This window comes from Actinomadura rupiterrae, assembly GCF_024172125.1.
Lineage (GTDB): Bacteria > Actinomycetota > Actinomycetes > Streptosporangiales > Streptosporangiaceae > Spirillospora > Spirillospora rupiterrae.
The window spans coordinates 161631-184662 of the sequence record NZ_JAMZEA010000003.1 but is presented as its reverse complement, the minus strand read 5'-3'; the positions used below and the strand labels follow the sequence as shown (position 1 = coordinate 184662).

Here is a 23032-nt window from a genome sequence, read left to right as displayed (position 1 = left end):
TGTGAGGGTGTTGTGAGCATCGAGCCCCCCTGCCCCGAAGCCCACGCCCTCGCCGCCGCGCCCGACCCACGGCTGTTCCGCCAGGTGGTCGGACGGTTCGCGACCGGCGTGGCGGTCGTGACCACCGTCGCGGACGGCGTCGACCACGCGATGACGGTCAACGCCTTCACCTCGGTGTCCCTCGACCCGCTGCTGGTCATGTTCTGCGCCGACCGGACGGCCCGCTTCCACGACACCGTCCTCGCCGCGGGCGCCTGGGCGGTCTCGGTGCTCCCGGACGGCCTGCGCGGCGCGTCCGAGCACCTGGCGACCCGCGGCCGCCCGATCGCCGGGCAGCTGGACCGCTACCGAGTCCACCGCGGCCCCGCGACCGGCGTCCCGATCCTGTCCGACGCGCTCGCCGCCGTCGAATGCCGCACGCACGCCGTCCACGAGGCAGGGGACCACAGCATCGTCGTCGGCGAGGTGCTGTCGCTCGACGTCCCGAACCCCGGCGCCGAGCCCCTGATCTTCCACGACGGCCGCTACCGCCGCATCGCCGCGAGCTGAAGGCTCGTCCGGACGGCACTGACGGCACGGAAAAGCCCGGCACGACGCGGGATGCGTCGTGCCGGGCCGGTCGTTCAGCCGTCCGCTCGGCGGGTCAGTGCGCGGCGGGGGCGGCCTCCGGCTGGACGGTGTCGGACGCCTCGGGCGCCCGGTACCGCTTGACCGCGAGGCACGCGGCGGCGCCGACCATGACCACGACCACCGGCATCAGCATCGTCGGCTTCATCGCGTGGACGAAGCCGTGGCTGAACACCTGGCCCGCGAGGCCCTGGATCTGGTGCGCCACGTTCGCCGGCGTCCCGGGCGGGAGCTTCTGGCCCGCGCTGTGCTGGGACGCGCCGACCTCCATGCCGCCCTTGGCCGCCTGCGAGAACCCCGCCACGAACTTGTCGTGGTACGGCTGCGGCAGGCCCTGCGCCCGGGTGACCGCCTCGCTCTTGAGGGACGAGGCGAGCTGGTTCTGCAGGATCGCGCCGACCGCCGCCGCGCCCAGCACGGAGCCGACCTGGCGGATCGTGTTGTTCACACCGGACGCGGCCCCGGCCAGGCGCGGCGGAACGTTCCGCGTCGCCTCGGTCGCCATCGGCGCGAACACGCCGCCGACGCCGATGCCGGAGACGACCAGCGGGCCGAGGAAGGCCGTCCAGGACGTGTCGGTGCCCGCGACCGCCAGCATCCACAGCATGCCGATGCCGTACAGCACCAGCCCGCCCATCAGGATGAACCGGCCGCCGACCTTGTCGGTGAGCTTGCCCGCGACCGGCGCGAGGAACATCGACACCACCGAGGACGGCGCCATGACCAGGCCCGCCTTCAGCGCGCTGAACCCGAGCACCGACTGGAGGTAGATGTTCATCGGCAGGAACATGCCCAGCATGCCGACCGAGACGGCCGCGCCGACGAAGCACAGGATCGCGAAGTTGCGGTCCTTGAACAGCGCGAACGGCACCAGCGGCTCGCGGTCCTGGCGGGACCGCTGCTGGACGAGGAAGAGCACCAGCAGCACCGCGGCGGCGCCGATCAGCGCCCAGATCCCGGCGCCCCAGTCGTACTTCTGGCCCTCGGTCAGCGCGAACACCAGGCAGAACAGCGCGGCGGTCGCGATCACGACGCCGAGCACGTCGAACTTGTGCCGGACGCCCGGGGTGTGCCCCGGCAGGATCGGCAGCGCCATCGCGAGCACGATGATCCCGATCGGCAGGTTGACGAAGAAGATCCACCGCCAGTCGAAGCTGGTCACCAGCAGGCCGCCGACGGTCGGGCCGGCGATGGTGGAGACGCCCGCCACCGCGCCCCACACGCCGAGCGCCGCGCCGCGCTTGGCCGGCGGGAACGTCGCGATGATGATCGACATGGTCTGCGGCATCAGCAGCGCCGCGCCGAGGCCCTGCACCGCGCGGGCGGCGATCAGCTGCGTCGGGTCCTGCGCGATCCCGCACGCCAGGCTCGACAGCGTGAACACCACGACGCCGATGACGAACAGGTTCTTCTTGCCCCACAGGTCGCCGAGCCGGCCCGCCGTGATCAGCAGGACGGCCAGCACCAGGATGTAGGCGTTGGTGATCCACAGCACCTCGTCCAGCGAGGCGTGCAGCTTGTCGATCATGCTCGGGATCGCGACGTTGACGATCGTCAGGTCGAGCAGCGTCATGAAGAACCCGAGGGACAGCGTGATCAGCACCGCCCAGGGGTTTCCGCGCCACTTGCTCATGGGTTCTCCTCAGTGCGCGCCCCGTGGCCGGGCGCGTTCTCGTAGGGGTGTCGCTGCGAGCAGGGCGAGTCCTCGGCGTCCGTGAACGTCAGGCGGCCCGCTTCGAGGTCGTCCACCAGGGATTGGGCGTAGTCGAGCTCGGCGCGCTGCCGCGCCAGGCTGAGTTCGAGGTCGAGCAGCTTGTAGCGGTCCAGGCCCCGCTTGCGCAGCGAGTCGAACGACGCCTGGTGGCCGGCGACGAGCGCCTCCAGCATCACCACGCGGCTGCGCAGGTGCCGGGCGACCTCGTCCTCGGGCAGCAGGTTGACGAACGCGAGCGCCGCGCCGAACAGCGGGAACTCCTCGGCGGGCGCGGCCAGCAGGTCGGCCAGCCGGTCGCACGCCGCGTCCCGGCCGGACGGCGTCACCGCGTACACGGTCCGCTCCGGCCGGCGGCCGTCCCGGTTGGTCTCCACCGGCTCGATCAGCCCGGACGAGGCCAGCCGGTCGACGGTGTGGTACAGCGACCCGTGCGTCACCTTCACCGCGTGGTCGTAGGCGTGCCACCGGATGCGCTGCTGCATCTCGTAGGGATGCATCGGCCCGTCGCACAGCATGCGCAGCACGGCCAGCGCCAGGGGGGTCAGATTTCTGGACATCAGCTGTCTTTGGTTGATGTGGATTAGTCCACTTAGACTAATCCGGAAAGACCTGACTGTCAGTGCGTTTTCCGGGTCCCGCCTACGTGATGGTCGTCTCACCTTGTCGCCGCCGCGTGCGGGCCTCGCCGGGACGCGCCGAACGCGTGCAGGGGGCGCGCCGGGGTGCGGGTCGGACAGGGGTCCGCCAACGGCGATCCAAGACAGGCCAACGGCTCGCGCGCCTGCGCGGGGAGTTCCGGTCCGCCTCTATAGCGTCCGGAGACTATGCGGGTCGGGGTATCTGGGAAGGCGCTGGAGCGCCATGTCGGCGGCAGCACCACGTATGCCCGGTCCCTGTACGAACGGCTGCGGCCCATGGGCGTCCAGGCGGGGATGCTGGTTCCGCGCGGCGCGCGCGGTCCGGTGCGTCCCCTTGCCTACGCGGTAGCGGACGGGCTGGTCTGGCCCAAGCGCAAGAAGTTCGACCTCCTCCACTACCCGGACGACACAGGCGCCCTCGTGCGCGCGCGCGTGCCGATGGTCGCGACGATCAATGGGCTGCCTCCGCGTCGTCCGGGTCGTCCTGCCGTATGGGAGCGCCTCTGGCATCGGCGGGTGGCGAGCACGGTCTCGGTAGCGGACGCCGTCGTCACGGTGTCCGAGTTCGCCGCGCACGAGATCTGCGCGCGTTTCGACGTCCCGACCACGCGGCTCTATGTCATCCCGCACGGCGTGGACACCAGGCGCTTCCACACCAGTTCCATAGGGGACGGCGAGGTGCTGGCCTCGCTCCGGCTTCCCGAGCGGTTCGTGCTGTTCCTGGGAGCGCTCGCGCCGCGCCGGAACGTCCCGATGCTCGCCGAGGCGACCGCGCGGCTGGACGTCCCGCTGGTGCTCGCGGGCGTGCCGTGCGCCGGGGACGAGCAGGTCATGCGCGCGATCGAGCCGTACCCGAACGTCCGCATCCTGGGCGCGGTGCCCGCTGGCCTGGTCGCGCCGCTGCTGCGCGCCGCGTCCGTGCTGGCGCTGCCGTCCGAGCACGAGGGCTTCGGCATGCCGATCGTGGAGGCGATGGCCTGCGGCACGCCGGTCCTGGTCTCCGACCGCGGCGCGCTGCCCGAGGTCGCCGGGGGAGCCGCCCGCGTCCTCCCCGAGCTCTCCGCGGACGCCCTGGCCCGCGCGCTCGCCGAACTGCTGGACGACCCGTCCTGCGCGTCCGAGCTCCGCACCCTCGGCCTTGCCCGCGCCGCCACCTTCACCTGGGACCTGGCCGCCCGCCGCCACCTCGCCGTCTTCACCTCCCTGGCCCGATGACCCCGCGGCGCCCGCGCCATGCCACCTCGTGCACTCCGCTCCGGTCGTCCTTGCTGGGCTTGCCGCCGGATGACCGGTGGCGGGCGGCCGCCTGCTTCACGAACCTGGCGCTCGTCGTCTTCCTTGGGCGGCGGCTTTCCACGACCGAGCTCGGGGCCTTCGCGCTCCTCTACGGCCACTACCTCCTGGTGGCCGAACTTGTCCGGGCGGCGTCCGGTGGTGATCGCCGACTAGGGCGGGCGCTGTGTGACCTGGGGTGGGGCGCCGTGCTGGGCGCGGGGCTCCTGCTCTTGCACGAGCTGCCGCGCTCTTTCGCCGAGTGGGCGATCGGCGGGCTGCTTCTGGGCGGGTCGCTGATCGCGGGATCGTGCGGCTCGCGGCGTCCTTCGCTGGACGGGTTCCGGCCGGGGAGCGGACGAGCCGAGGTCGTGGCGCGCGCCGCCGTCGCCGCTTCGGGGTACGGAGTGCTGCTGCTGGCAGGCGCCTTGGCCGGGTTGGGGGCGGTCGGGGCGCTCTGGGCGGTCCGCGTGCTGTTCGGGCCGGTCGGCGTGGTGATCGCCGCCGGACGCTCGCTGGCCCTCGCGGAGCTGGGACGGGTCGGGCCCGAGCGGCGAGCCCGGGCCGCGGCCCTGGTGTCGATCACGCTCGCCCTGGCCGGGCTCGTCGCGGGAGCTGGGCTCGCCGCGCTTCCGTCGTCCGCCGGACACGCCCTTTTGGGGACGACCTGGAGCGCGGTCGTCCCGCTTCTCGGGCTGGTGGCGGTGGAGCGGGTGCTGGCGGGGGCCGCGGTCGGGCCGTCCGCGGCGCTGCGCGCGTTCCAGGACGTCCCGGGCCTGGACGCCCTGCGCGTCGCGGCAGCGGCGGGAGCGGTGGTCGTGGCGGGCGCCGGGGCCGCTTGGGGCGGCGCTCCGGGCGCGGCGGCGGGGCTGGCGATCGCCGCGTTCGGCTACTTCGCCGCGACGTCCGTCCTGCTCGTGCCACGCGCCGCCGAACCGGACCCCGTCCTGGACCCCGCGCCCGGCTCCTGACCCACCGCGCCCCGGCGACGACCGCCGGGATGACCGCGCGGGGATGACCGCCTGGGGACGACCGCCTGGGGACGACCGCACGGCGATGGCCGTGCGGCGATGGCGGTGGGGGAATGGCAAGAGGCCGTCGCCGGACTTCGTTGGCCGGCGGCGGCCCCAAGGCGTGGTGGTGATCAGCCCTTGAGGGCGATCTCCAGCTGGTCGATCGCCCAGTCGAGGTCCTCGCGGGAGATCACCAGCGGCGGGGCGAGCCGGATCGTGGTCTCGTGCGTCTCCTTGGCGAGGACGCCCAGCTCCTTCAGCCGCTCGCTGACCGGACGCGCCGGGCCGGTGAGCTCGATCCCGGCCCACAGGCCGCGGCCGCGCACCTCGCGGACCCGGTCGGCCGGCAGCCGGCCCAGCCGCTGGTGCATGTGCGCGCCCAGCTCGCGGGACCGCTCCTGGAACTCGCCGGTCTTCAGCATCGCGATGACCTCGCGGGCGATCGCGCAGGCCAGCGGGTTGCCGCCGAAGGTGGAGCCGTGCTGGCCGGGCTTGAACACGCCGAGTACCCCGGAGTCCGCGACGACCGCCGACACCGGCATGATGCCGCCGCCGAGGGCCTTGCCGAGGATGTAGACGTCCGGGACGACGTCCTCGTGCTCGACGGCGAAGGTGGTGCCGGTGCGGCCGAGGCCGGACTGGATCTCGTCCGCCATCATCAGCGCGTTGTGCTCGGTGCACAGCTCGCGGACGGCCTTGAGGAACCCGCTCGGCGGCACGTTCACGCCCGCCTCGCCCTGGATCGGCTCGACCAGCACGCCGACGGTGTTGGCGTTCATGGCGCTCTTGAGCGCGTCCACGTCCCCGTACGGGACGGTCCGGAACCCGGGCGTGAACGGACCGTAGGAGTCCTTCGCGTCGGGGTCGGTGGAAAAACTGACGATCGTGGTCGTCCGGCCGTGGAAGTTGCCCTCGAAGGTGACGATCTCGGCGCGCTCGGCGGGCACGCCCTTCACCTCGTAGCCCCACTTGCGCGCGGTCTTCAGCGCGGTCTCGACCGCCTCGGCGCCGCTGTTCATCGGCAGCACCATGTCCTTGCCGCACAGCTCGGCCAGCTCGGCCACGAACGGCCCGAACTGGTCGTGGTCGAACGCGCGGCTGACCAGCGTCACCCGGTCGAGCTGCGCCTTGGCCACCTCGGTCAGCCGAGGGTTGCGGTGCCCGAAGTTGACCGCGGAGTAGGCGGCCAGCATGTCCAGGTAGCGCCTGCCCTCGACGTCGGTGACCCAGGCCCCGTCCGCTTCGGCGATGACGATCGGGAGAGGGTGGTAGTTGTGCGCGCTGTGCTCCTCGGACATCGCCCGCAGCTGCTCGGATCGGGTCACGAACGCTCCTTCACCCGTGTCGGCCCGGCCTCGTCGCCGGGACTGTGTGCCACACCGGAGGTCGGCCGGTGCCGGATGGGGGGTGGGCGTCGCGCGAACGTGGTGCGCGGGCCCAACGACCAGCGTATGTTCGGGATCTACCTGCACACAGTGCCGAATGAGCTCTCGGGGGGAGTTATTTGTTGCGTCTTGACGACTTGGACCGTCGAATCGTTGCGCAGCTCTTGGAGAACGGGCGCGCCTCGTACGCCCAGATCGGCGACCGGATCGGGCTCTCGGCCCCCGCGGTGAAGCGCCGCGTGGACCGGCTCCGCGCGGAACGCGTGATCACCGGATTCGCCGCCGTGGTCGACCCGGCCGCCCTCGGCTGGACGACCGAGGCGTTCATCGAGGTGTTCTGCACCGGAGCCACGTCCCCGGAGGACATCTACGACAGCGTCCACAAGCATCCCGAGGTCGTCGCCGCCTACACCGTCAGCGGCGACGCCAGCGCCCTGGTGCACGTCCGCGCGCAGGACATCCAGCACCTGGAGCAGGCCCTCGAACGGCTCCGCCGCGAACCCAACATCACCGCCACCAAGACCGCGATCGTGCTGTCCCGCCTGATCGGGCGGCCCACCGACACCGGGGCCGCCACCCCGGCCTGACCTGTGGCGGACGGGGAGGGAGGGGCGTATCTTCGATCAGCCCCTCCCTTGGACGAAGGACGGCCCATGGCCAAGCCGACCCCCCGATCGGTGCGCAGGACGCTGAGCAGGCTCACCGGCAAGGAGCAGGCCAAGCTCGTCCAGCACGGCTTCGGGCCCCTGCTCGGCCTGACCCGCCTGGCGTCCGAGCGGGAGGGCGCAGCGCTGGTCGAGAGCGTCCTCGCCCTGCACACTCGGACCGGCTACCGGCCCCCGCGTCCCGAGGACGAGGCCAACGCCGCCGAGGCCAAGCGCCGGCAGCGGAGGTTCGCCGCCGAGATCGGAAAAAGCGGCAAGCCGCCCGGACGGCCCCCGATGGGCCCGGGCGCGGCGATCGCCTCCTGGGCCCTGATCTGGAGCCTCCCGCTGGTGGTCGTCCCGGCCGGGATGCTCGTGATGACCGCGACCGCGTACTGGGTTTTCGCGGTCGTCATGCTCGGCACGTTCTTCCTCACCGTGTTCACCTGCGGCTTCATCGCCTCCCGCGGGCACCTGCACGCGTGGCTGGCAATTCTGCCGATCATCCTGGTCATGATCGGCGTCGTCGGCGCCACCTCGCCCCTCTACCTGAAGTACAAGGGCAAGGACGTCCAGGGCGAGTTCGTCCGCGCCTGGACCACGGGCAAGGGCACCCGCAGCGAGCACCAGCACTGCCTCGTCGCCTACGACGACGCGGGCACCCGCCGCGAGGTCTCAGTGGACGGCTGCCCGTCGAGCTTCTACCGCATGTCCTTCCCGAAGCTCGGCGAGCACGTCCCCGTCCACTTCGTCCTGTCGCCCGGCGCCGTCAAGAGCCACATCGGCACCAAGGCCGACCAGAAAGCGACCTGGCAGACCGCAACGGCCGGAACCGGCCTGGTCCTGCTGGCGCTGCTGACCGGTTGGGGCCTCACCAGCGCCACGCGAACCCGCCGCCCAACCACCCCCAAGCCCGTCCCCGCAAGCTCGTAGGCACGTGTCGCGGCGGGCAAAGGTCAGCTAGACCCCGGCCAGGTGCTCCGAGGCGGCGCTTCAAGATCCCAGGACGTTCCGCGGGGTTCTGCCACCGGGACCCGGGCTGCGATCCGTCGTGCTCCGAAGGGCGCGGTACCGGACGGCATGTAGCTCGTGTACGGGGTGGTCGGCGTCATTCCGGGCGGCGGCACGGGACGCGGAGGCTCACCGGCGTAGGCAGGAAGGACGCTCGCGACGTCTGCCGGGAGCCAGTTCGGGGCCGACACGTCGTCCTCGAAGCCGAGCGCGGTACGGATCCCGCTCGGCGCGGGACGCGCGGACGGGTCCTTGGCCAGGCACCGTTCGATGAGCGGGCGCAGGTCGTCCGGGCAGCCGTCGAGGTTCGGCTCCTCGTGCGCGATGCGGAGCAAGACGTCCGGGCCGTCCGGACCGGCCAGACCGGCCAGACCGGATGGGCCGTCCCCGAAAGGCGTCCGGCCGGTGGCGGCGAAGTGCAGGACCGAGCCGAGCGCGAACACGTCCATCGCGGGCGTCGGATCGTGGTCGAGGGCCTGCTCCGGGGTCATGAACCGCGGCGATCCGGCGCGCGCCGCCGGTGACGCATCAGCGGCGCGCGCGATGCCCGCGTCGATGACCACCGGACCGTCCGCCCCCAGCAGCACGTTGGACGGCTTGAGGTCGTAGTGGATCATTCCGGCCGCGTGCACGGCTTCCAGGCCCTCGGCGATCCCAGCGAACAGGACCCGCAGCGTTGCCCATGGCATCGGACCGTGCGCGGTGACGGCCTGGGCCAGCGACGGTCCGGGGACGTACGCGGTCGCCAGCCACGGCGTCGACGCGCCCGGATGCGCGTCGACCACCTGCGCGACGCGGCTCCCGCGCACCCGCTGCGCCGCCTTGACCTCCTCCTGGAACCGCCGGCGGAACCCGGGATCGCCGGCGAGCTCGGGCCGGACGACCTTGATCGCGAGCCGCCGCCCGCTCTGCGCGGTGGCGAGCAGGACGCGGCCCATGCCGCCCGCGCCGAGCCGGGCCAGCACGCGGTAGCCCCCGACGAGCGGGGGGTCGCCCGCCTGGAGAGGCGCGAAGACCTGATGAGGGAGGTACATGTCCGAGTGTTTAGCCGAACCGCCGCCCCGCTGTCACGGGATCCCGGGCGGGACGCGGGCGTTACCGGTCGGTAGGCTGCCGGGCATGGAGTTCGCGACGGCTGATCTGATTGACGACTTCGGGGACGAGCTGCGGTCGTGCGAGACGCAGTTCCGGAGTCTCGGCGGGCGCGCGGTGTTCGGGGGGCGGGTCGCGACCGTGCGGTGCTTCCGGGACAACGGGCTGGTCAAGAAGGTGCTGGCCACCCCCGGCGAGGGGCGCGTGCTGGTGGTGGACGGCGCGGGCTCGCTCGGCTCGGCGCTGATGGGCGACATGATCGCCAAGTCGGGCGCCGACAACGGCTGGGCCGGTGTCGTGATCAACGGGGCCGTCCGGGACGTGGTGGCGCTGCGCGCGCTCGACCTCGGCGTCAAGGCGCTCGGCTCCAACCCGCGCAAGTCGGCCAAGGACGGCGCGGGCGCGCTGGACGTCCCGGTCGAGTTCGGCGGCGTCCGGTTCGCGCCCGGTGACTGGCTCTACAGCGACGAGGACGGCATCGTCCTCGCCACGCGCGACCTCCTCGCCTGACCGGCACCGGCCGGGAGCCCTCCGCGCGGGGTGTCCGGGGTCCGGAGCGGTTTACCTCCGGTTAGCGGGAGGTAAACCGGCGTGGCTTGCCAGGGTTGCGGGGGACGGTTCGTCCGAATCGGACATTGATCTTGGAATGCGCCGGTCCTACGGTCTCAGGCGACCCCCTGAGACATGAGGAACCATGCGCGCGAAGAAGATCGTCCTGGTGCCCGCGGCGCTGGCGCTGGCGGCCATCGGGCTGGTGGCGGGGCCCGCGTCCGCCCAGCCGTCGCCGTCCGTCCCGAAGCCCACCCCGAACCCGTGGCAGATGCGGCACTGGCCGCAGACCCAGCCGTGGCAGCGCGGTCCGGAGGTGCGCGCGCTGAAGGCGGGCGCACCGAAGCCGATCGACCCGCAGAACTACGAGCTGCCCGACACGATGACCTGGGACGACTACAAGCCCGTCCCCGGCACGAGCTGGGCCGATCCGAACCGCAAGGGCTCGGTGAAGACGTTCAAGGGCGCGGTCGTCCTGGTCGACTACCCGGACGAGGACTTCGCGATCACCAAGCCGAAGAACTCCACCATCTACGGCAACCCGACGTCGGTCGGCGACGTCCCGCGCGCCCAGGTGGCGCAGTTCTACCGCGACTTCCTGAACAAGCCGCAGGCCCTCAACCACGGCCACACCCTCCACGAGTACTGGATGGAGGACTCCGGCGGCCGGTACGGGGTGGACCTCACCGGCTTCGGCGCGTACCGCCTGGACCACAAGAGCCACGAGTACGGCATCGACTCGTTCCAGGGCGGCACCGGCTGCCCGGCGGGCGACACGTGCCAGCGCGACCTGCGCACGGACGCCACCGCCGCCTGGATCAAGGACATCGGCGAGGAGAACGCCAAGAAGTACGACATGGTGTTCTTCCTGTCGGCCGGTCAGGACGAGAGCAGCACCTGGCAGGAGTTCGGCCAGATGAAGTTCACGTCCAAGGACGACGTCCCGCGCGAGTGGGGTTCGCCCGACCCGGCCCTGCCGAACTGGGTGAAGACCCGGTACGTCCCATGGACGTCCTGGAAGGCCGGCGCGAACCTGTGGCCGAACGCGATCCCGGGCAACTCGATCCAGGCGGAGAGCAGCGGCATGGCCGTCTTCGCCCACGAGTTCAGCCACATCCTCGGGATCGGCGACAACTACAACAACCCGTACGGCATCCCGCCGCGCCGCTCGTACTCCGGGCCGTGGGAGATGCTCAGCCGAGGCAGCTTCAACGGGCCCGGCGGACCGCACAGCCGCTGGCTGATCCCGGCGACGGCCGGGGCGTCCATGGGCGCCGAGCACATGCTCCGCAACAAGATGAAGCTGAACATGGTGGACCCGAACAACGTCCTCCAGGTGCAGCGGGACACGCTCGCTTCCGGCGGCCTCGTCGTCGCGAACGTGACCGCGCGCGAGTCCGTCCCCGGATCGGGCGGCCTCACCGGCGTGAACGTGAAGCTCGGCGCGGGCGGGGACAAGAGCCCCAAGTGCGACACGTCCAAGGACGCGCTCTGCGACGGCGGCGGCTACGACAACTACACCGTCGAGGTCGTCGACCGGACGGGCTTCGACTCGTTCACCCCGGACTCCGGCGTCCTGCTGTCGAAGACCAAGGACAAGGACAGCGCGCCGTTCATCTGGATCAAGGACGCGCACCCGGAGGACATCAACAAGGTCGACTTCGTCCTGCCGGACGGGACGCCGCAGAAGATGACCATCGGTGACTACCGGCAGCTCTCGGACGCGCTGTACCACGCGGGCAACAACTCCGGCAGCCAGTACGAGTACGTCGACCAGGCCAACGGGCTGCACTTCTACGTGCTGAACCTCAAGCGCGACAGGAAGGGCGTCCTGTCCTACACGGTCGCGGTCCGGTCGCTGGACGGCGCGGGCCCGCAGTCCCGCGGCGTCCGCCTCACCCCGGGCGGCGCGCGCGCCGGCTCCGACGGCTGGCGGCGCTGCACGGTCGTCCTGCACAACACCGGCAGCGGCGGCGCGGGGTACACCGCGTCCGACGTCTTCCGGCTGACCTCCGCGACGTCCGCCCGCGGCTGGACGACCTGGCTGCCCAACTCCCTCGCCACCGCGCAGAACGGCCGCGCGACCAAGGTCGAGGTCTGGGCGAAGCCGGGCGCGGGCGCGGACCGGCACGCGTCGATCTCGCTGCGCGCCGCGTCCGAGTCCGACCCGTCCAAGACCAGCACGTCCACCTGCCACGCCTGACCGCGTTCCCCGTCTGAGGCCGCTTTACGGCCTGCTCAGACTGGACGATCCGTCGCCGCCGGTTCGAGGGTTCGCCTCTCGGCCGACGGCGTCGGCGTTGCCGGACGCCGGTCGAGCCTCGACGCCCAGACGACGGTGGCGAACGCGCCGGCCGCCATCGCGGCGCCGACCCACGGGACGTTCGCGTAGCCGAGCCCGGCGTCGACCACCAGGCCGGCGAGCCAGGGCGCGATCGCGTTGCCCACGTTGAAGGCCGAGGTCACCGAGGCGCCGGCGAGCGTCCTGTCCGGTCCCGCCGTCGCATGCACGCGGACGTTCACCGCCGGATTCGTGGCCATCCCGGCGACGCCCATCAGGAAGACCAGCACGGTCACTGCCGCCGGGTGCCCGGCGGTCAGGGCGATCCCCGCCGAGGTGGCGACGACCCCGGCGAGGCCCGTGTAGAGCGTCGCGAACGGGTGCGCGTCCGCGACCCGGCCGCCGATCGTGATCCCGACCAGGGACCCGACGCCGAACAGCGCCAGCACCATCGGGACCCAGCGTTCGCCGAGGCCGCCCGGCCCGGTCAGCAGCGGCCCGAGGTACCCGAACGTCGCCATCATCGAGCTGAACGACAATGCGGTCGTCCCGTAGGCGATCCAGAGGGCGGGCCGTTTCATCGAGCGCAGTTCGTCCCCGATCTGCTCGCGCGTTCCGGTCCTGGACGCCGGCGTTCGCCCCACGTTCCGTCCGCCGGACAGGGTGAGGTAGACGCCCGCGAGCGCCGGGACGGTCAGGGCCGCTACCGCCCAGAACGCGGCGCGCCAGCCGAGGTACTGCCCGATGAACGTCCCGGCCGGAACGCCGAAGACGGTCGCGACCGTGATCCCGCCGATGACGACGGCGAGCGCGCGCGCCCGGACCTCGCCCGGCACGAGGTCCACGGCCGTCACCATCGCGACTCCGAAGAACCCGGCGCACGCGATCGCGCCGACGAGCCGCGACGCGAACAGCACGGCATAGCCGGGCGTCAGGGCCCCGACGACATGCGCCACCGCGAACACGGTCAGGAACAGCAGCAGCGCCCTGCGCCGGGGCCATCGCAGCGTCGCCATCGAGAGCACCGGCGCGCCGGCGACCATCCCGACCGCGTAGGCCGAGATCAGCAGGCCCGCGGTCGGCACGGTCACGTGCAGGTCCCGCGCCATGGGCTCCAGCAGCCCGGCGAGCAGGAACTCCGACGTCCCCTGCGCGAAGATCGCGAACCCGAGGACCCAGACGGCCAGCGGCATCCTTCGTTCACCTCATTCTGTATTCCAGATTCCAAAACCAGGGCGCACGAAGCCCGGGTCGGGCATCGTGCTTCTGCCTACAAAGCGGCCAGCGCGGTCGCCGCGACGCTTTCCAGGTCGGCGCGGGACGCTCCGTACCGGGATGCGATCCGCAGGCCGCTGACCTGGGTCAGGACGAAGTGGGCCAGCGCGTCCGGCGACCTGTCGGGGGAGATCTCCCCGTCCCGGACGGCTCGCGCGCACGCCGCGCGGACGGTCTCGAACCGCCGCCGGTAGTCGCGCTCCAGCAGCAGTCCGATCTCGGAGTCCCGCGCGGCGAGCTCGATGCTCGTGTTGACCACCAGGCAGCCGAGCCCGTCCTCGCATTCCTCGCGGATGATCCGGTCGAGCAACTCGCCGGCCTTCTCCCGGAACGTCGCGAACGCCGCGTCGTCCTCCATGAGCTCGACCGTGCGATCCGTCGCGGTCCGCATGTACTGCTTCAGCGCGCGCAGGAACAGGTCGTGCTTGCTGGTGAAGGCGTTGTAGATGCTGCTGCGCCGCAGCCCGGTCGCCGCGCACAGCGCGTCGGTGGACGTGCCCTCGTAGCCCGTCCTGCGGAACGCGTCCGCCGCCGCCTCGGCCGCGCGGGTCTCGTCGAACGTCCTCGGTCGTGCCATGCGGACGACGGTAGCACGTTTTGGAACCTAGATTCCATAACGACATACTGGGACCATGGTGACGGTTGACGACGTCCGGCGCGTGGCCCTGCCCCTCCCGCGGACCACGGAGCACCTGATCAGGGATCGCGTGAAGTTCCGCGTGGGCGCGATCGTCTACGTGGCGTTCTCCCGGGACGAGACCATGATGGGCTTCGCCTTCCCCAAGGAGGAGCGCGAGGGGCTCATCGCGTCCGACCCGTCCAAGTTCCTGATGCCCAGCGTGTCCGACCAGCGCTTCAACTGGGTGGAGTCCTGGACGGCCGCGCTCGACCCCGACGAGATGCGCGAACTCGTCATCGACGCGTGGCGGATGGTCGTCCCGAAGCGCGTGGCCGCGGACCACCTCGGCCTCTGAGGGTCCGCGGCCGCCTTTGAAGCGCGTTACCGCAGCGGCCGTTGAAGTGCGTGACTGCAGCGGCCGCTGGGGTGCGTTACTGCAGTGGCCGTTGAGGGGCGTTACTTCAGCGCGTCGCGCAATGCGGCGAGCCAGTGCGCGGTGGTCTCGCGCGCGAGGGATGAATCAGGAGCGAACGCCTCGAACAGGTGCCATGCGCCCGGGACGTCCTTCACCGTCACCGGCACGTCGGCCTCCATGAGGCGGCGCGCGTAGTCCAGGCCCTCGTCCCGCAGCGGGTCGGCTCCGCAGGTCAGGACGTACGCGGGCGGCAGTCCGGAGAGGTCGTCCGCGCGGGCGGGCGCGGCGTACGGCGAAACGTGTCCGCTTCCGTGCTCGTGCCCGCGTCCCTGCTCGCGGTCGGCGCCGAGGTAGACGTCCCACATGCGCGAGACAAGGCCGCCGTTCGTGAAGCGCGGGTCGGTGACGGCGCGCATCGATGGCGTGTCGCACCGGTCGTCCAGGCAGGGGATCAGCAAGGTCTGGAAGGCGATGCGCGGTCCGCCCCGGTCGCGGGCGGCGAGGCAGAGCGCCGCGCACAGGCATCCGCCCGCCGAGGCACCGGCAACTGCGATCCGCTCGGGGTCGACGTCCAGCTCGGCGGCGTGTTCGGCGAGCCAGCACAGCGCGGTGTAGCAGTCGTCGAAACCGGCCGGGAACACGTGTTCCGGGGCGAGGCGGTAGTGGACGTTCACGACCACCGCGCCCGTCGTCGCGCAAACGTCCCGCGCCATCGGGCTGGGGCCGTCCAGTTCGCCGAAGCTGAACGATCCGCCGTGCACGTACAGGACCGCAGGCCGCGTCCCCGTCGCACCCACCGGGCGGACGATCTGGACGTCGACCCCGTCGGCGCTCCGGTGCTCGACCGTCACCCGCTCGTCGGGTCCCATGCGCGGAGCCATCAGCGCCTTGAAGTTCGCGCGGGCGGCCTCGATGTCGCGCGCGGCGTCGACCCGCTCGGGGAGGCCGGCGAGGACGGGCGCGAGTTCGGGGTGAACGTACATCCGAGTAACCCTCTCATTGATACGGTCTCGATGGTATGAATGTATGGTCTCAGTGAGACGATGTCAAGGAGAGGTATCCGATGCCGGAGAGCAGCCCGCAGGACTACGTCGTCCTGGGCCTGATCGAGCGCCACGGCCCGATGACGCCGTACGAGCTCAAGGCCAAGGTCGAGGAGAGCGTCGACTACTTCTGGCCGATCCCGCACGCGCAGCTCTACCGGATCCCGGCCCGCCTCGCGGAGCAGGGACTCCTGCTCGAAGAGCAGGAGGAGACCGGTCGGCGCCGCCGCGTCTTCCACCTGACCGAAAAGGGGCGGGACGCGCTCCGGTCATGGCTGGCCGACCCCGATGCCGGTCCGGCCGAGACGCGCGATCCGTCCCAGGTCAAGCTGTTCTTCGCCGACCTGGCCGGCCCGGAGCACCTGGCGGCCCTGGCCGGGGCGCAGGTCGCCGAGCACGAGAAATGGCTCGCCCGATACAAGGACCTGCGCGCCTCACTCGCCCCGGACGACCTCGCCCGGCAGCGCCTCCTCGACCTGGGCATCGCCCACGAGGCGTCCTACGTCGAGTACTGGAAATCCCTGCTGGACTAAGGGGTCAGGGGCGTTCGGCGTCTTCCCATTCGGGGCCGTTGACGCCGGGGAAGTAGGTCGTCGAGTCGGTGCGCACCGGCCTGGACGGCGACAGCGGGACGGCGAGCGGGTCGGGGAGTTCGAGTTCCGACCAGTCGAGCGCGACCGTCCCGTCCGGGACCTGCGCAGCGCGCGGTACAGGTCGATGCTGGTCTCCGGCGTCCCGGGACGGTGGACGATCAGGGTGACGTTGTGGTCCGGGGACGGGGCGAAGGCCGGGGAGCGCGGGTCCCAGCGGTCGTCGTCGCCGTCCTCGAACGAGCTCTCCCAGTGGTAGTCGGCCGTGATCTCGTCGGCGATCGGCCTGAGCCTTGTCTGGTCGCTCAGCAGGTGCACCCAGTCGCCCCACTCGCTGTTGGAGAACCGGGCGTTGATCGTCAGGAGGAAGAAGCCCTGGGAGTGGCGGCAGACGTCCAGGTCGTCCGGCAGGGGCGGCGGCTCGGCGCCGAGCGCTTCGAGGCGGAGGACGATGTCGTCATCGCCTGGGTATGTCCGGAGGGCGTGGAGGTAGGCGTCGACTGCCCCGGCGGTGTCGCCCAGCATTTCGTGGGTGAGCCCGAGCGTGAAGGCGGCGAGGTTGTCGTCCGGGTCGATGTCGAGCGCTCGGTGGGCTGCGCGGACCGACTCGGCGGCGAGGAAGCGGCCCGGTTCGTCGCCTTCGTCTAGAACCTCCAGTGGCTCGCCCTCGTCGTACGACGCCCCCCAGGCGAGGGGCATGAGCGTCTCGGCCTGCACGTGCGCTTGGAGGCGGGTGAAGGCCAGCACGGCCAGCCCGGTCGTGAGGGCCGGGTCGTCAGGACGGTCCGCCGCCTGGTACAGCCGTCGGGTCTCCTCGAACGCGTCGCCGAGATCGTCGGTGTCGCGCCCGTCGTTGACCACGGCGCGCCAGCAGTAGCGGAGCATGTCGCACGCATGTTCGAGGCCGTCCATGGGTGCGATGGTCGCAGACGGGCGGGAGGCTTTTTGTTCGTTCTGATCAACTCGCCAGGAGCCGGCGCATCACCTTGCCCAGGTCGGTGGACGGGTCGGAGGTGCGGAAGGCGACGAAGCCGTCCGGGCGGACGAGGAGCATGCCGTTTTCGGGCAGCCACTCGGCCTCGATCCGGTAGGCGGCGAGGTCGGCGGATTCGGCGGCTTTCACCCATTCTTCGGTGTTGGTGAAGACCGTGAAGCGGGACGCGACGAGATCGAGTGTCGAGACGCCGTCCTCGACCCACAGGTGCGGGACGCGGGAGCCGGGGGAGCCGTCCAGGACGAGATCCTCGGTGGACGGCAGGTCAGTGCACGCGTCGGTGATCGCGGACGAGTCGTACCGGTAGCCGAGGTGCACGATCGGCGCGTTGACCGCCCCGGCTTCGGCGCGTGCTGCGGCGGCCTCCGGGCCCGTCCCCCAGTGCAACCGCGGATCGGTCAGCCGGACGAGGGACTGCTCCAGCGCCAGCGCGCCGACCGGGCGGCGCTCCGCCTCGTAGGTGTCGAGCAGGCCGGGCCCGGCGGTCCCGTCCACCACGGCGGCGATTTTCCAGGCGAGGTTGTGCGCGTCGGCGACACCGGTGTTCATGCCGAACGCGCCGAGCGGCGGGACGGTGTGCGCCGCGTCCCCGGCCAGCAGGACGCGCCCGTCCCGGAAGCGGTCGGCGAGCTGCCCGCGCACCCGCCACGGCTGCGCGCCGATCACGTTGACGTCGAGCCCGTCGTCCCCGACGGCTGCTCGGACCAGCTCGCGGCAGCGCGCGCCGGTCATGCCGTCCTCGCGCCGGACGTGCAGGACCCACGTCCGCTCGCCGTCGATCGTCATCAGCATCCCCGCGTCCGTCCCGCAATTGACGAACGAATGGCCGCGCGTGTACGGACTGAGATCGGCCTCGAACAGGATGTTCATCAACGCGTCCCCGAGCGCGCCGGGCCCGGACACCCCGATCCCGAGCGCCTCGCGAACACCACTCCGCGCCCCGTCCGCCGCCACGAGATACTCCGCCCGAACAACCTCCCGCCCGAGAGCCGCGTCCTCCCGTCCCAGGGCCGCGTCCTCCCGCCCCAGGGCCGCCAGGGCCGCGTCCTCCCGCCCCAGGGCCGCGTCCTCGTGCTGTCGAGCCGCACCTTCCCGGCCCCGAGCCGCGTCCTCTGGCCGCCGAGCCGAGTCCTCCGGCCCGCGAGCCGAGTCCACCGGCCCGCGAGCCGCGTCCTCTGGCCGCCGAGCCGCAGTCTCCCGACGCAGAGTTGCGCTCTCGCGCTGCCGAGCCGCACCTTCCCGCCGCCAAGCGGCAACTTCCGGATGCCGGGGCTCACCTTCCCGCCGCCAAGCCGCGTCCGACGCCGAGGCGCCTTCGCCTCCAGCCGCCTCAAGGGTTGCGGTCACGCCTGTCGCGTCCTGCGTGAAGGAGGTCAGGGCGGTCGAGTAGGCGACCTTGACGCCGCGGTCGAGGACGGCCTTCAGGAGCACTTCGTCCAGGCGGTTCTGGGGGCAGATGCCGCGGAGCGCGGCGGGGGAGAAGGCGCCGAAACGGTTCGCCACCTGGACGGGGCGCGGCGGTGCGGCGGCGGCCAGGGCCTTCAGATCGGCGGACGCCAGGGTCGGTGCTGTGATCTTGCCGAGGCCGGTCGTCATCTCGATGGCAGCGGCGTTCACGGCGTCCTGGATGCCGGCCTCGCGGAAGAGCTCGGCGGTGCGCGGGCCGACGCCGGTGGCGCGCGGATGCACGTCCGGCCCCTCGCGCCGCTCGACGACCATCACCTCCATGCCGTGGTGGACGAGGAAGAGCGCGGCGGACAGCCCGACCGTCCCGGCTCCGGCGACCAGAATCATGTTGCCCCCTTGTGGCTACAGCGTTTCCGTAATGGATACACCGTAGCCACAGGGATACGATGTTCGCAATGGACGGTCTGGTGTGGACGAAGGAGCGGCGCGCCCCGCGCCGCCAGGCGCCGAGCGTGGAGCGGTTCGTGGCGCATGCCGTCGCGGTCGCCGACGCCGAGGGCGCCGACGCGGTCACGATGCGGCGCGTCGCGAAGGATCTCGGGTCCGGGACGGCGTCCCTCTACCGGTACGTCGCGAGCCGCGACGAGCTGCTCGACCTGATGATCGACGCCGTCCAGGGCGAGGACGTGCCGCCCGGGCCGTCCGGCGACTGGCGCGCCGACCTCTCCGCCTCCGCCCGACGGCTGCGCGCCCTCCTGGTGCGGCATCCGTGGCTCGGCGCCGAGCTGACCGGCCGCCCGGCGCTCGGCCCGAACGCGCTGCGCCAGTACGACGCCGTCCTCGCGGCCGCCGCGCAACTGACGTCCGATGCGACGCTCGCCGCCCTCGCCGTCGACACGGTGACCGCCTACGTCCTCGGCGCGGCGGGCGGCGAGGTCGCCGAGGCCCAGGCGTCCCGCCGCACCGGGATGACCGAGTCCGAGTGGCGCGCGAGCGTGGGCCCCTACATCCGCGAGGTCGTCGAAAGCGGCGACTACCCCCACTTCGCCCGCCGCGTCGTCGAGGCCGACGACCTCTCTCCCAAGGCCGCCTTCGAGATCGGCCTCGCCTGCGTCCTGGACGGCCTGGCCACCCGAATCCCCAAAACCCCCACCTCTGCCAACCCCTAGCCCCCCGCCCATCGCGACCGGCGGCGGGATGCCACGTGGTTGGGGCGATCTTGCGGGCGAAACGTGAATATTTCTTGCGTTTGGGGATAGGGTGCGCGCGTGAGCAGCTTTCCTTCGGACTTCCTGTGGGGCGTGTCCACCTCGGCGCTCCAGATCGAGGGCGCGTTCGACGCCGACGGGCGCGGGCCGTCCGTCTGGGACGCGCGGACCGCCAGGGACGGCTCGGACGCGCGCGTCGCGACCGGCCACTACGAGCGCTACCGCGAGGACGTCGCGCTGCTCGCCGAGCTCGGCGTCGACGCCTACCGCTTCTCGATCTCGTGGCCGCGCGTCCTGCCGTCCGGTGCGGGCGAGATCAACCAGCGCGGCCTCGACTTCTACGACCGCCTGGTGGACGAGCTGGCCGCGCACGGCATCACGCCCGTGCCGACCCTCTTCCATTGGGACACGCCGACCTCGCTCTCCTGGCAGGACCGGAACACGGCCGACCGGTTCGCCGAGTACGCCGCCGTCGTCGCCGAACGCCTCAAGGACCGCGTCCCGCGCTGGATCACGATCAACGAGCCCGCCGAGGTCACCCTGCTCGGCCACGCCATCGGCGAGCACGCGCCCGGCCTGGAGCTGGTCTTCGACGCGCTGCCCGTCGCGCACCACCTGCTGCTCGGGCACGGCAAGGCCGTCCAGGCGCTGCGCGCGGCCGGCGCGGAGCAGATCGGCGTCGCGATGTCCCACACGCCGGTCTGGACGGCGAGCGACACCGACGAGGACCGCTTCGCCGCCGACCTCTACGACGGCATCATGAACTGGCTCTTCGCCGACCCGGTCCTCACCGGCCGCTACCCGGACGGCTTCGCCGAGGCGATGCCCGGCCCTGTCGAGGACGACCTGTCGGTCATCTCGTCCCCGATCGACTGGTACGGGATCAACTACTACAACCCATCCCTTGTCGGCATCCCGAAGCCGGGCGAATCCACCTACGCAGGCATCAAGCTCCCCGCCGACCTGCCGTTCGAGCTGCACGACATCGAGGGCTACCCGCACACCGACTTCGACTGGCCGGTCGTCCCCGCGGGCCTGCGCGACCTCCTCGTCTCCCTGCGCAACCGCTACGCCGACCGGCTCCCGCCCGTCCTCATCACCGAGAACGGCTGCTCCTACGACGACCCGCAGGACGACGCACGCCGCATCGAGTACCTGGACGGCCACATCCGCGCCGTCCGTTCCGCTATGGACGAGGGCGTGGACGTCCGCGGCTACTTCGTCTGGTCCCTGCTCGACAACTGGGAATGGTCCGAAGGCTTCCGCCAGCGCTTCGGCCTCGTGCACGTCGACTACGAAACCCTGAAGCGAACCCCCAAAGCATCCTTCGCCTGGTACCGCGACCTGATCCGCACCACAAAGCCCTGACCCAACCGCTCCCACCCCCGGCGCACCACCCCGAAGCCCCACACGCCGAGGCCAAGCCCCCACGCGCCGAGGCCAAGCCCCCCACGCGCCGAGCGGGCACGCGCCGAGCGCTCACGCGCCGAGCGCCCATGCGCCGGGGCGCCGAGCGGCCACGCGCCGGGCGCCGAGCGGCCACGCGCCGGGCGCCGAGCGGCCACGCGCCGGGGCGCCGAGCGGCCACGCGCCGAGCGCCGAGGCGCCGAGCGCCGGGGTGCCGAGCGGCCACGCGCCGGGGCGTTGGGCGTGCTGGGGGCGTTGACGGGACGGGAGGTCGCGTCTAGCGTGTCGTGCGACGTCTAGTGGACAGCGCGTCCAATAGGCGTGGCGGGAGGCGGAGATGGCCGTGGCGGCGCAGGGGCCCGAGCACGAGGCGATCGTGGTCGGGGCGGGGTTCGCGGGGATCGGGCTCGCGATCGCCCTGAAACGGGCCGGTATCGAGGGCTTCGTCCTGCTGGAGAAGGCCGCCGACATCGGCGGGACGTGGCGCGACAACACCTATCCCGGGCTCGCCGTGGACATTCCGGCGTTCACCTACTCGTTCGGCTTCGCGCCGCGCGCGGACTGGTCGCGGCTCTACCCGTCCGGGCGCGAGATCAAGCAGTACGCGGACGGCGTCGTGGAGCAGTTCGGGCTGCGTCCGCACCTGCGCCTGAACAGCACGGTGACCGGCGCGAAGTTCGACGAGGCGGGCGACCACTGGCGCATCTCGCTCGCGGACGGCACCGAGCTGACCTGCCGGTACCTGCTCTCCTGCCAGGGCGCGCTGAGCACGCCGAGCGTCCCGTCCCTGGACGGCCTGGACGAGTTCCAGGGCCACGTCATGCACACCGCCCGCTGGGACCACGACCACGACCTGAGCGGCAGGCGCGTCGCGGTCGTCGGGACGGGCGCGACGGCGCTCCAGCTCATCCCTGAGATCGCGGATGTTTCCACGCGGCTGACCGTGTTCCAGCGGACGCCGATCTGGGTCTTCCCGAAGTTCAACCCGCCCGTCCCGCGCCCGCTGCAGGCGCTGATCCGGGCCTTCCCGCCGCTGCACCGGCTGTGCCGCCTGGTCACGACCGCGTTCGTGGAGGCGCTGGTCACCGGTGTCGTCCACCACCGCAGGTCCAAGCCCATGGTGGACGTCGTGGAGCGGCTCTCCCTGCTGCACCTGCGCGTCCAGGTCCGTGATCGGAAACTTCGGAAGAAGCTGCGCCCGCAGTACGGCTTCGGCTGCAAGCGGCCGTCCTTCTCGAACACCTACTGGCGGACGTTCACCCGTCCCAACGTCGACCTGGTGACAGCGGGGATCGACCGGGTCACGCCGTCGGGCGTCCGCGACAGGGACGGCGTCGAGCACGCCGCCGACACGCTCATCCTCGCCACCGGCTTCAAACTTTTCGACATCACGTTCCCGATCGTCGGACGCGACGGCGGCGAGCTGTCCGACTTCTGGAGCCGCAACCGCCGGCAGGCCTACGAAGGCGTCGCCGTTCCGGGCTTCCCGAACCTCTTCCTCGTCCCCGGCCCTTACGGGAACGTCGGGCTCTCCTGGTTCCAGATGATCGACGCCGTCGTCCCGCACGTCATCCGCGTCCTGGGCGAGTCGCGCCGCCGCCGCGCCACCCGCGTCGAGGTCCGCCAGGACGCGCACGACGAGTACATGGCGTGGATCGCGAGCCGCATGCCCGACACCGTCTTCTTCAACGGCAACTGCGCGGACGCCAACAGCTACTACTTCGACGAGCACGGCGACGCCCCCTGGCTGCGCCCGATCAACACCGCTCCCGCGAGACGCCGCAGCCGAAGCTTCCCCCTGGACGACTACGCATACTCCGGAACGAGCGCGACACCGCGGTAGCTTCG

At 71.8% G+C, this 23032-nt stretch carries 21 protein-coding genes; 12 read left to right on the top strand and 9 right to left on the bottom strand.

The genetic code is table 11. The annotated features are described in order from the left end of the window. Nucleotides 1-12: 12 nt before the first annotated feature. Complete coding sequence (locus tag FHU30_RS09745) at nt 13-549, top strand: flavin reductase family protein (protein ID WP_253874251.1); 537 nt, start codon at nt 13-15, stop codon at nt 547-549. A 94-nt stretch (nt 550-643) separates the two neighbouring features. On the opposite strand, the gene FHU30_RS09740 is transcribed toward FHU30_RS09745, so the two are convergent. Beyond that, nucleotides 644-2260, bottom strand: a complete 1617-nt coding sequence (locus tag FHU30_RS09740; RefSeq protein ID WP_253874249.1) for a DHA2 family efflux MFS transporter permease subunit — start codon at nt 2258-2260, stop codon at nt 644-646. Then, entirely contained in the window at nt 2257-2898 is a 642-nt protein-coding gene (locus tag FHU30_RS09735; protein WP_253874247.1) for a PadR family transcriptional regulator, read from the bottom strand. The genes FHU30_RS09740 and FHU30_RS09735 overlap by 4 nt, the downstream gene beginning before the upstream one ends. Before the next feature lie 267 nt (nt 2899-3165). On the opposite strand from FHU30_RS09735, the gene FHU30_RS09730 reads away from it, so the two are divergent. Together FHU30_RS09730 and FHU30_RS09725 are read left to right on the top strand one after the other, a co-directional pair. After that, nucleotides 3166-4194 carry a glycosyltransferase family 4 protein gene (locus FHU30_RS09730; protein WP_253874246.1) on the top strand — a complete coding sequence of 343 codons (1029 nt, stop codon included), beginning with the start codon at nt 3166-3168 and terminating at the stop codon, nt 4192-4194. Nucleotides 4195-4253: 59 nt separating this feature from the next. Then, nucleotides 4254-5222 carry an MATE family efflux transporter gene (locus tag FHU30_RS09725; RefSeq protein WP_253874244.1) on the top strand — a complete coding sequence of 323 codons (969 nt, stop codon included), beginning with the start codon at nt 4254-4256 and terminating at the stop codon, nt 5220-5222. A gap of 173 nt (nt 5223-5395) precedes the next feature. Here FHU30_RS09725 and rocD read toward each other — a convergent pair whose 3' ends face one another. Further along, on the bottom strand, nt 5396-6589 hold the full coding sequence (gene rocD, locus FHU30_RS09720) for an ornithine--oxo-acid transaminase (RefSeq protein ID WP_253874242.1): 1194 nt from the start codon (nt 6587-6589) through the stop codon (nt 5396-5398). Nucleotides 6590-6771: 182 nt separating this feature from the next. Between rocD and FHU30_RS09715 the strand changes: the two genes are divergently transcribed. Both FHU30_RS09715 and FHU30_RS09710 read left to right on the top strand, forming a co-directional pair. Beyond that, complete coding sequence (locus FHU30_RS09715; protein WP_372503858.1) at nt 6772-7236, top strand: Lrp/AsnC family transcriptional regulator; 465 nt, start codon at nt 6772-6774, stop codon at nt 7234-7236. 66 nt (nt 7237-7302) lie between these two features. Further along, a complete protein-coding gene (locus FHU30_RS09710) occupies nt 7303-8226 on the top strand; it encodes a hypothetical protein (RefSeq protein ID WP_253874238.1) in 924 nt (307 codons plus the stop codon). 23 nt (nt 8227-8249) lie between these two features. Here FHU30_RS09710 and FHU30_RS09705 read toward each other — a convergent pair whose 3' ends face one another. Continuing rightward, a complete protein-coding gene (locus FHU30_RS09705; protein ID WP_253874236.1) occupies nt 8250-9338 on the bottom strand; it encodes a serine/threonine-protein kinase in 1089 nt (362 codons plus the stop codon). An 85-nt stretch (nt 9339-9423) separates the two neighbouring features. On the opposite strand from FHU30_RS09705, the gene rraA reads away from it, so the two are divergent. Together rraA and FHU30_RS09695 are read left to right on the top strand one after the other, a co-directional pair. Next, the gene (gene rraA, locus FHU30_RS09700; RefSeq protein WP_253874234.1) at nt 9424-9906 is read left to right on the top strand and encodes a ribonuclease E activity regulator RraA; all 483 of its coding nucleotides are present in this window, start codon (nt 9424-9426) and stop codon (nt 9904-9906) included. A 184-nt stretch (nt 9907-10090) separates the two neighbouring features. Further along, the gene (locus tag FHU30_RS09695) at nt 10091-12148 is read left to right on the top strand and encodes a M6 family metalloprotease domain-containing protein (protein WP_253874233.1); all 2058 of its coding nucleotides are present in this window, start codon (nt 10091-10093) and stop codon (nt 12146-12148) included. Nucleotides 12149-12183: 35 nt separating this feature from the next. Here FHU30_RS09695 and FHU30_RS09690 read toward each other — a convergent pair whose 3' ends face one another. Then, entirely contained in the window at nt 12184-13419 is a 1236-nt protein-coding gene (locus FHU30_RS09690) for a Cmx/CmrA family chloramphenicol efflux MFS transporter (protein WP_253874231.1), read from the bottom strand. A gap of 77 nt (nt 13420-13496) precedes the next feature. Continuing rightward, nucleotides 13497-14078: a TetR/AcrR family transcriptional regulator gene (locus tag FHU30_RS09685; protein ID WP_253874229.1), complete on the bottom strand. Its 582-nt coding sequence runs from the start codon at nt 14076-14078 to the stop codon at nt 13497-13499. A gap of 55 nt (nt 14079-14133) precedes the next feature. On the opposite strand from FHU30_RS09685, the gene FHU30_RS09680 reads away from it, so the two are divergent. Beyond that, nucleotides 14134-14475, top strand: a complete 342-nt coding sequence (locus tag FHU30_RS09680) for an MmcQ/YjbR family DNA-binding protein (protein WP_253874227.1) — start codon at nt 14134-14136, stop codon at nt 14473-14475. A gap of 101 nt (nt 14476-14576) precedes the next feature. Here FHU30_RS09680 and FHU30_RS09675 read toward each other — a convergent pair whose 3' ends face one another. After that, complete coding sequence (locus tag FHU30_RS09675) at nt 14577-15518, bottom strand: alpha/beta hydrolase (RefSeq protein ID WP_253874225.1); 942 nt, start codon at nt 15516-15518, stop codon at nt 14577-14579. A gap of 80 nt (nt 15519-15598) precedes the next feature. Here FHU30_RS09675 and FHU30_RS09670 point away from each other — a divergent pair, with 80 nt between their 5' ends. After that, nucleotides 15599-16111: a PadR family transcriptional regulator gene (locus FHU30_RS09670; protein WP_253874223.1), complete on the top strand. Its 513-nt coding sequence runs from the start codon at nt 15599-15601 to the stop codon at nt 16109-16111. Here FHU30_RS09670 and FHU30_RS09665 read toward each other — a convergent pair. Both FHU30_RS09665 and FHU30_RS09660 read right to left on the bottom strand, forming a co-directional pair. Continuing rightward, entirely contained in the window at nt 16013-17080 is a 1068-nt protein-coding gene (locus FHU30_RS09665; protein ID WP_253874222.1) for a tetratricopeptide repeat protein, read from the bottom strand. The genes FHU30_RS09670 and FHU30_RS09665 overlap by 99 nt on opposite strands. A 46-nt stretch (nt 17081-17126) precedes the next feature. Further along, nucleotides 17127-18956 (bottom strand): FAD-dependent monooxygenase, encoded by a 1830-nt coding sequence (locus FHU30_RS09660; RefSeq protein WP_253874220.1) that lies wholly within the window; start codon nt 18954-18956, stop codon nt 17127-17129. 68 nt (nt 18957-19024) lie between these two features. On the opposite strand from FHU30_RS09660, the gene FHU30_RS09655 reads away from it, so the two are divergent. From FHU30_RS09655 to FHU30_RS09645, 3 genes are all read left to right on the top strand, one after another. Then, a complete protein-coding gene (locus tag FHU30_RS09655; protein ID WP_253874218.1) occupies nt 19025-19738 on the top strand; it encodes a TetR/AcrR family transcriptional regulator C-terminal domain-containing protein in 714 nt (237 codons plus the stop codon). Nucleotides 19739-19837: 99 nt separating this feature from the next. Continuing rightward, nucleotides 19838-21145 (top strand): GH1 family beta-glucosidase, encoded by a 1308-nt coding sequence (locus FHU30_RS09650; protein WP_253874216.1) that lies wholly within the window; start codon nt 19838-19840, stop codon nt 21143-21145. A gap of 376 nt (nt 21146-21521) precedes the next feature. Then, nucleotides 21522-23027: a flavin-containing monooxygenase gene (locus FHU30_RS09645; RefSeq protein ID WP_253874214.1), complete on the top strand. Its 1506-nt coding sequence runs from the start codon at nt 21522-21524 to the stop codon at nt 23025-23027. The last annotated feature ends 5 nt before the right edge of the window (nt 23028-23032 follow it).

Coding starts and splice junctions, on each gene's coding strand:
- FHU30_RS09740 (WP_253874249.1), bottom strand. CDS start 2,260: ATGAGCAAGTGGCGCGGAAACCCCTGGGCGGTGCTGATCACGCTGTCC.
- FHU30_RS09735 (WP_253874247.1), bottom strand. CDS start 2,898: ATGTCCAGAAATCTGACCCCCCTGGCGCTGGCCGTGCTGCGCATGCTG.
- FHU30_RS09730 (WP_253874246.1), top strand. CDS start 3,166: ATGCGGGTCGGGGTATCTGGGAAGGCGCTGGAGCGCCATGTCGGCGGC.
- FHU30_RS09710 (WP_253874238.1), top strand. CDS start 7,303: ATGGCCAAGCCGACCCCCCGATCGGTGCGCAGGACGCTGAGCAGGCTC.
- FHU30_RS09705 (WP_253874236.1), bottom strand. CDS start 9,338: ATGTACCTCCCTCATCAGGTCTTCGCGCCTCTCCAGGCGGGCGACCCC.
- rraA (WP_253874234.1), top strand. CDS start 9,424: ATGGAGTTCGCGACGGCTGATCTGATTGACGACTTCGGGGACGAGCTG.
- FHU30_RS09695 (WP_253874233.1), top strand. CDS start 10,091: ATGCGCGCGAAGAAGATCGTCCTGGTGCCCGCGGCGCTGGCGCTGGCG.
- FHU30_RS09690 (WP_253874231.1), bottom strand. CDS start 13,419: ATGCCGCTGGCCGTCTGGGTCCTCGGGTTCGCGATCTTCGCGCAGGGG.
- FHU30_RS09685 (WP_253874229.1), bottom strand. CDS start 14,078: ATGGCACGACCGAGGACGTTCGACGAGACCCGCGCGGCCGAGGCGGCG.
- FHU30_RS09680 (WP_253874227.1), top strand. CDS start 14,134: ATGGTGACGGTTGACGACGTCCGGCGCGTGGCCCTGCCCCTCCCGCGG.
- FHU30_RS09675 (WP_253874225.1), bottom strand. CDS start 15,518: ATGTACGTTCACCCCGAACTCGCGCCCGTCCTCGCCGGCCTCCCCGAG.
- FHU30_RS09670 (WP_253874223.1), top strand. CDS start 15,599: ATGCCGGAGAGCAGCCCGCAGGACTACGTCGTCCTGGGCCTGATCGAG.
- FHU30_RS09665 (WP_253874222.1), bottom strand. CDS start 17,080: ATGGACGGCCTCGAACATGCGTGCGACATGCTCCGCTACTGCTGGCGC.
- FHU30_RS09660 (WP_253874220.1), bottom strand. CDS start 18,956: ATGATTCTGGTCGCCGGAGCCGGGACGGTCGGGCTGTCCGCCGCGCTC.
- FHU30_RS09655 (WP_253874218.1), top strand. CDS start 19,025: ATGGACGGTCTGGTGTGGACGAAGGAGCGGCGCGCCCCGCGCCGCCAG.
- FHU30_RS09645 (WP_253874214.1), top strand. CDS start 21,522: ATGGCCGTGGCGGCGCAGGGGCCCGAGCACGAGGCGATCGTGGTCGGG.